Annotated in this window: 6 protein-coding genes and 1 pseudogene; 3 read left to right on the forward strand and 4 right to left on the reverse strand. The window is 61.3% G+C overall.

The genetic code is table 11. The features are described 5' to 3' along the window. Positions 1-43: 43 nt before the first annotated feature. The 3 genes from VFL62_RS09565 to VFL62_RS09575 form a co-directional block, all read right to left on the reverse strand. A complete protein-coding gene (locus VFL62_RS09565) occupies positions 44-301 on the reverse strand; it encodes a hypothetical protein (RefSeq protein WP_325172130.1) in 258 nt (85 codons plus the stop codon). Between the two features lie 79 nt (positions 302-380). Continuing rightward, entirely contained in the window at positions 381-1,697 is a 1,317-nt protein-coding gene (locus VFL62_RS09570) for a bifunctional folylpolyglutamate synthase/dihydrofolate synthase (RefSeq protein WP_325172131.1), read from the reverse strand. 4 nt (positions 1,698-1,701) lie between these two features. Continuing rightward, positions 1,702-2,706, reverse strand: a complete 1,005-nt coding sequence (locus tag VFL62_RS09575; protein WP_325172132.1) for a hypothetical protein — start codon at positions 2,704-2,706, stop codon at positions 1,702-1,704. 337 nt (positions 2,707-3,043) lie between these two features. Here VFL62_RS09575 and VFL62_RS09580 point away from each other — a divergent pair, with 337 nt between their 5' ends. Further along, positions 3,044-3,817, forward strand: coding sequence for a ferredoxin--NADP reductase (locus VFL62_RS09580; RefSeq protein WP_325172133.1), 774 nt, complete (start codon positions 3,044-3,046; stop codon positions 3,815-3,817). Positions 3,818-3,888: 71 nt separating this feature from the next. Here VFL62_RS09580 and VFL62_RS09585 read toward each other — a convergent pair whose 3' ends face one another. After that, positions 3,889-4,221 (reverse strand): DHCW motif cupin fold protein, encoded by a 333-nt coding sequence (locus tag VFL62_RS09585; protein WP_325172134.1) that lies wholly within the window; start codon positions 4,219-4,221, stop codon positions 3,889-3,891. 208 nt (positions 4,222-4,429) lie between these two features. Between VFL62_RS09585 and VFL62_RS09590 the strand changes: the two genes are divergently transcribed. Further along, positions 4,430-5,302, forward strand: coding sequence for a patatin-like phospholipase family protein (locus VFL62_RS09590; protein ID WP_325172135.1), 873 nt, complete (start codon positions 4,430-4,432; stop codon positions 5,300-5,302). 387 nt (positions 5,303-5,689) lie between these two features. Continuing rightward, a pseudogene (locus VFL62_RS09595) lies at positions 5,690-6,099 on the forward strand (FMN-binding glutamate synthase family protein); the annotation flags it as partial.

The following is a 6,099-nucleotide window of genomic DNA, read 5'->3' on the forward strand; positions in this document are numbered from 1 at the left end:
GTTCGTTCCGCTCGCGGGCGCCGCCGCCGGACCCGCCCAAATTTTACTTGATGTGCAGCGCGGCCTTGGTTGCGTCGACGATGCTGTTGTAGGTCGCCTTGGTCTGGCCTGCGATGGTGGTCGCCTCATATGTTGCGCCGGAGGAGAAGCCGGTCTTTGGTCTCAGTCCGATCGCAACCTCGGTCTGATTGAGAATATTGGCGAAGGTCGATCCCGCCGCCGCCTTGGCCTGGTTCAGGTTGCCGGCCGGCCTGTTGAGAAAGGTGGTGGTCGAAGACGAAACGGATGATGTGTCGGCCATGTGGGCCTCCCGGGCTGCGATCACCTTCGGTGGTTTATGGTTAATGAAGGGTTAAGACCGGCTGGCGCCGCAATGGCGCCTAGAAAAACGCGAGGCTGCTGGCGTCGAGACCGCGCGCGACGGCGGCATATTCGATTGCCGTGAACAGTCCACCAGCGACGTAGATTCGCTCGTTCAAGGCGGCGGCCAGCGTCCGGCTTGACGCGAACGCCTGCTCGATCGTCGCGGCAATCTCGATCTGAGCGGCCGGATTGGCAAGGCGCATGGCGGACGCGAGCGCGGTCGCGTCGCCGCCTTTATGATGCGCCGCCGTGCAGATGATGGTGCGAAAATGCGGCGCCAGCGCGCTCGCAATCAAGGCCGCCTTCTTGTCAAGGGAAACGCCGGCGACGAGGAGCCAGTCGTTCGGGCCGTAGGTGGCGTGCAGCCCGGCGAGCGATTGTTTGATTCCATCAGGCGTGTGGCCGACATCGATGACGGTCAGGGGATCTTGCGCGATCGCTTCAAGCCGTCCGGGCCAGCGCGCCTGGCGCAAGCCGTTTCGTACGGCCGCTTCTAGGTCAGCGGTCGGACTGCGTGGCCGCGTGCGCTCGATCCAGTTAATGAACAGGGTTGCCGCGATCGCGGCATTGTTGAGCTGAAAGCCGCCGGGCAGCGCGACGCCAAGCGCACGGAAATCGAAGGTGCGAAAAACGAAATCGAAGCGCTGGCTGCCTGCTTCGACGGCTTGGTCGTTGATCGAGACCTCGTCGCGGACGAACAGGCTCTCGACATTCCGGTTGCGGTTGTATTCGCCGATATGCGGGCGCAAGGCGCGGCAATTCTCGCCATAGACGATCGAGCCCCCGGACGCGCAGGCGTCGCTCTTGTCTGACACGATCAGTTCCAACGAATTGCCGAGCAGCTCGACATGCTCGTAGTCGATCGAGGTCACGGCCGCGACGCGGCTGCCCAGCAAGCGCACGGGATCGTAGCGGCCACCGATGCCGGCCTCGAACACCAACAGCTCGCAGTCGTTCTCCTGAAAAAACAGGCACGCCAACGCAAACAAGGCCTCGAACGCGCCGAAGCGCTCGCCGCGCCGCCGCGAAATGTTGTCGATCACGGCCATGACCGTGCGTTCCAATTCCCTCAGCCTGATGTCTTCGATCGGCGCCCCATCGATCTGGAAACGTTCGTTGATGCGAAACAGATGCGGCGAGGTGAAAAGGCCCGTCCGCAAGCCGAAAGCGCGCCCGATCGAGGCGCAAAACGCCGCCGTCGAGCCCTTGCCGTTCGATCCCGTGATCGCGATCGAACGTTCCTGCAAGCGCGCTCGATCGATCGCAAGCGCCTCCAGCAGCTCGGCCATTCGCGCCAGGCAAATGCCATCGCCATATTTCGACAGATCAAACATCGGATCAAACGTCCAAGAGCCCAAGTGCGGAAAGCGTATGGCGCCATATTTTCAGGATCAGGTCCGGCCGCTGCAACTCCTCGAGCAGGCGGATCGAGGGATTGGCATTTACCTCGATGATGGCGGCGGCATCCGGATCGCCGTCGAGATCCGTAAACAGGTCGACGGCGGCGGCGCGCAAGCCGAGCGCGCGGCGCGCCCCTTGCGCCATTGCCAGTGCGGACGATCCGGGAGAGGCGAACGCCATCTGACCGCCGGCACTCAGATTGGTGCGGCCGGGAATTTCCCAGCGCTCAGCCCTGGCCAGCACCCGGCCGAGATCATCGGGCGCGATCGCGTCCGGATCGATCGCGGAAAGGCCGCGCGTTGTCAGCATCGCGTTATGCTTGATCAGCAGCTCGCGCACGCTGTGCGTCCCGTCGCCGCCGAGCGCGGCGCGAAATTTTCGCGCGGCATAGACAACCTCGTCGTCGAGCAGAAAGATCCGGTATTCGTCGCCGCATACGATCGGCTGCATCAGCACCGCATCGTAATAGGCCGCGACCTCGTCCAGGTATCGGCCGAGCGTCGCTTCCGCATCGATCGCTTGCGCAAAATCGCCGCGCGAGCCCGCGAGCGGCTTGACGAAAGCGCTGCCTTTCAGCTTGCGGAAATAGGCAAAGGCGTCCTCGCGTTCGTGTCCGGCGGGTCGCAAGCCGCGATGCCGTCCGCTGAGAAAGAAGTAATCGCCGCCGAGATTTCGGATCCCGGCGTCGCTGAGAATGCGGTTGGTAAAGTGTTTGTCGGAGGCGAGGGTCGCGGCGGTCGCGTTGTTTTGCGGATACCAGGAGCAGCGGCCGGCGCCGAAGTAGACGGTTCTGGACGGTGTGGCGAGACGGAAGACCAGCGTCGAGCCGCCGTCGAGATCCTCAAATTCCAGTCCGAATTCGGCGCAGGCGAAGGCGGCGTACACTGCCTGATCCGGATACAAGGCGGGCTTTCCCGCGCGAATTTCCCGCAAAGTTCGCATGCAATCTCGCGTGAGCTGGCATTCCCGGCTGTTTCGACAAATATCTCTAACGATTTTCTGTGCGCCGAGGGCGGCATTAATCACCCAAATGGCGCGGGTTTTCAGCAAGTTAATTGCGCCATAAACGCCGCCCAGAGAAGGTTTTTGGCAAATGGCCCGTTAAGCGGTCGGCTCTGCAATTTTGCGGCGGTTATCTTGCGCTGCAGCATGTTGACACCAGCCCAAAATGGGTTAGTTGAAAGCCGGAAATTCCTCAATCGCCACAGAGGCTTCCGCGGCTTTGAGCGGTTGGCTTCGCAGTGGCCCTTTCGCAAGACGGAATCGGAAAAGCAGGCCCATGAGCGCGTTTCATCGAGAGAAGGTTCTTTCTGTCCGGCACTGGACGGACACGTTGTTCAGCTTCCGCGCCACGCGCAACACCGGCTTCCGATTCCAGAACGGCCAGTTCGCGATGATCGGTCTTGAGGTCGACGGCCGGCCGCTGCTGCGCGCCTATTCGATGGCGAGCGCCAATCACGAGGAAGAACTCGAATTCTTCTCGATCAAGGTGGCGGACGGCCCGCTCACCTCGCGTCTGCAGAAGATCAAGGAAGGCGACACCATCCTGGTCGGCCGCAAGGCCACGGGCACGCTGATCACCGACAACCTGCTGCCCGGCAAGCGGTTGCTGCTCTTGTCGACCGGAACGGGCCTGGCTCCGTTTGCGAGCCTGATCAAGGACCCCGACGTCTACGACCGGTTCGAGCAGATCGTGCTCGTACATGGCTGCCGCCAGGTCTCGGAGCTCGCTTACGGCGAGGAACTGGTGAAGAATTTGCAAGAAGACGAATTGTTCGGCCCGCTGCTCGAAGAAAAGTTGACGTATTATCCGACGGTCACCCGCGAGCCCTTCCGTAACCGCGGCCGCATCACCGACTTGATCACCTCGAAGCAGATTTTCAACGATATCGGCCAGGAGCCGCTGAACATCGAAGGCGACCGCATCATGATGTGCGGCAGCCCTGCAATGCTGGAAGAGCTGCGCCAGATGTTCGACGAGCGCGGCTTCGCCGAAGGCAACCACAGCGAGCCCGGTCACTTTGTGATCGAGAAGGCGTTTGTGGAGCGCTGAGGTTCTCGTTCGTCATTCCGGGGGCGCGCCAATGCGCAGCTCGGGACGAGCCGCCGTGGTGCAGCTCTCTTTCAGTCGACGATGAAAAGTTTCACGCCGGTCTTCGTCGACGACCGGTGCGCCGCATCGCCAAAATCCGAGACCTGATAGCTCATACCAGGCCGCAAGGTGAAGCTGCGGCCGTCGCGAAGTTCGGTGACAAGCTCGCCCTCCAGCACATAAAGCACGTGTCCGCGGTCGCACCAGTGATCGGCGAGGTAGCCGGCCGTATACTCGACCATCCGCACCCGCACGTCGCCGATATTGAGCGTGCGCCAGAACGCCTGCCCGGTCTCGCCGGGATGGGTGGTGGCCGCAACCTGGCTCCAATCGGTAACCGTGAAGGGCAGGGTCGGTATCTTCATGTCTCAAATCCCAGCTTTGGCGTGCGCGTGCCGAACCATATCGATCAGCGCACGAATGTCACGACCTTCCGGCACGGCGTTCACGCTGTGTTATCGGGCAACCGTGCCGGCAACAACTACTCTTGATGATGTGGCGATTGCGCTTTGCTATAGTTTCCCAAAATGACGCGCGTCTCTTCGGCGACGCGTCAAGTTCGGGGGTAGGGCCTTGTCCGCGTCGGTTCAGGACGATAGGGCGAAGACGGCATTCGTCTTCGCCGGCGGCGGCAGCTTCGGCGCAATTCAGGTCGGCATGCTGCATTCGCTGGTCGCGAGCGGCGTTACTGCTGACATGGTGGTCGGCTCGAGCGTCGGCGCCATCAATGGTGCCTACTATGCCGGCGCTCCCACGCTGAAGGGCGTTCTCGAACTCGAGACCATCTGGCGCGGACTGACGCGCCATGACGTCTTCCCGGTGACATGGCGCACGCTGCTTGGATTTTTATGGCGCCGCGATTTTCTGATTCCCCACGACGGCATCCGCAAGCTGCTTGAGGATCATCTGCCGTTTCGCAATCTGAGGGATGCGCAGCTGCCGCTTCACATCGTCACCACCGACATAGTGTCCGGCGAGACCGTGGTGCTTTCCGATGGATCGGCGGTCGAGGCCATTGTCGCCTCCACGTCGATTCCCGGCGCCTTCGCGCCCGTTCCCTTTAGGGACCGCTTTCTCGCGGACGGCGCGATCTCCGCCAATACACCGGTCAAGGTAGCGGTCGAGAAGGGCGCACGGCGCCTGATCATCCTGCCGACCGGATATGCCTGCGCGACCGACATCCCGCCGGTCGGCGCGGTCGCCAACGCGCTGCATGCCCTGACGCTTCTGATCGCGCGACAACTCGTGAACGATCTGGAAAATCTTTCGCCCGAGATCGAATATTACGTGGTTCCGCCTTTGTGCCCGCTGGTCGGCTCGCCTTACGATTTTTCGCTGACGTCCGAACATATCGAGCGTTCGATCAAAACCACCGATGAGTGGCTCGCTCATCACGGCCTTCAGAAGCAGCGGATTCCGGGCGAGCTGCGGGCCCACGACCACTGACGGAGGTGGCTCCTGATCCCGTTCTTGCGGTGCTGTTGCCGACCTGGCGCACGTTGCAGTGCGAAAGTGGCGGCGACTCCCGCAGGGACGGTAGGGCGACGGATTGATCATCTAGTGGTCCGATTCTAACATTTGCGTCCCGGTATGGCTGGCACTTTTCGCAAATGTTAGAATCCAAGGACCACCAGCAGATATAGGTTTCTAGTGGAGCTTTGGATTTGACATTCGCATTGCGAATTCCTGGCGACAGGGTAGCGAATGTCAAATCCGCTCCACTAGCGGATTATTCGCCAGCCTTCCGGGAATTTCGTCGCGCTGGTACTTGTCATATCCGTGACCGTTGCCGCCGATATCGTGGTTCGGTCGGCAAATCCGTTCGAGGGCCCCATGGAAACATTGATGCTGCCGTTCTCACCGCGTTTCATCGTTCTGACGATCTGCGCTGTGGTGACGGCGCTGCTTCTCGGCATCGGTATCGTCGATCACAAGGTGTTCGACCTGATCCTTGTACCGCTCGTGATCTTCGGCGCGCTGACGCTGCTCGGCGTTCGCGACCTGACGCAGAAGAGTCACGCGGTGCTGCGCAACTATCCGATCTCGGCGCACTTGCGTTTCCTGCTCGAGGAAATCCGCCCCGAGATGCGTCAATACTTTTTCGAGAGCGAGAAGGACGGCATGCCGTTCTCGCGCGATACCCGCGCGGTGGTCTATCAACGCGCCAAGATGGTGCTCGACAAGCGGCCATTCGGCACTCAGGAGGACGTTTATCACGAGGGCTACGAATGGATTCACCATTC

It is taken from the genome of Bradyrhizobium sp., assembly GCF_035701725.1.
Classification (GTDB): domain Bacteria; phylum Pseudomonadota; class Alphaproteobacteria; order Rhizobiales; family Xanthobacteraceae; genus Bradyrhizobium.